A 1,014-nucleotide genomic window follows, 5' to 3' on the forward strand; every position below is an offset into this window, starting at 1 on the left:
AACTGGACGAAGCCGACGCACTCGACGACACCATCACCCCCGGCGGGGAGTTCGTTGCCGAGGAACTCATCGTCCAGGTCATTCCCCAGGCCAAAGACGAGTTCACCTGCTACTCCTGCTTCCTGGTCCGGCACCGGTCCCAGCTCGCGCGCGAACGGGACGGCCATCCGTACTGCATCGAGTGCGCGGGATAAGACATGCCGCCAGCTACCCGGTCACGCAAGGGAGCGATGCTACAAATGAAAGTCCAACGCGCTCTCTCGCACCGCGTGCTCCGCGCCCTGCGCGGACATCAGATTCAGGCACACAGGCCCAGGATGTGAGCCAAGGGCACGGCCAACCCCAGTAGCCAGTGCTGCGCGTCAGGCTGCCAGGACTGGCGACAGGGCCGCGGACACCGCGGTGTTCTGCGTCAGGAGGCTGATCTGGTAGTCACGCTGGCGGGGGTCCACGTGCACCGGCAGATGATGCGACTTTGCACACGCACGAAGCTCTCCCATGGCGTCGGAGTCAGTCTGGGCACGCGTCACATCGAGTTCCAGCGACAGCCCTGAGGCGAGCGAGCCGGCGCGCTGGACCACACCGTAGAGGCCATGGACGTTCTGAACCGTCACGTGACCCTGGACATTGACGTGGGCCTTGGCGCCATCGAGGTCCACACGGACCAGCACCCGCAGCTTCTCGTTCACACAGTTCTCCGCTCTAAAACGGGGCCACCACGCTGTGGCCCCCGACAACGATAGACGCAATGTGACCTGGATAACAAGAAATAAACCTGAGCGGGCGCAACCGTGCGGAGGGCTGATGGCCGCGGCGCGCACGGCCACCAAGGACCCCGCGGGCAGCGCACGGGCGCTTTCGTCCAGGTTCCGGGCGGCGAGGACAGCTTGAGGTACGGCCCGAGGGTTGGCCCAAGCAGGTCCGGCCAATGGCTCGGGCGAGGAACAGCCACAACTGCGCGGGTCATCACCCAGCCGCGGCGGTGAGGCTAGGCCTCGGGCCCGATGCGGCGGG

2 protein-coding genes are annotated in these 1,014 nt (G+C 66.0%); one reads left to right on the top strand and one right to left on the bottom strand.

The annotated features are described in order from the left end of the window. Window positions 1–194: DUF4193 family protein (locus Y706_RS0119655; RefSeq protein WP_028277931.1), on the top strand; the 194-nt coding region annotated here is incomplete at its 5' end. 168 nt (window positions 195–362) lie between these two features. Here Y706_RS0119655 and Y706_RS0119660 read toward each other — a convergent pair. Continuing rightward, window positions 363–689 (bottom strand): hypothetical protein, encoded by a 327-nt coding sequence (locus Y706_RS0119660; protein ID WP_028277932.1) that lies wholly within the window; start codon window positions 687–689, stop codon window positions 363–365. Window positions 690–1,014 lie beyond the last annotated feature (325 nt).

Origin of the sequence: Arthrobacter sp. I3 (genome assembly GCF_000520575.1) — a bacterium.
Lineage (GTDB): Bacteria > Actinomycetota > Actinomycetes > Actinomycetales > Micrococcaceae > Arthrobacter > Arthrobacter humicola_A.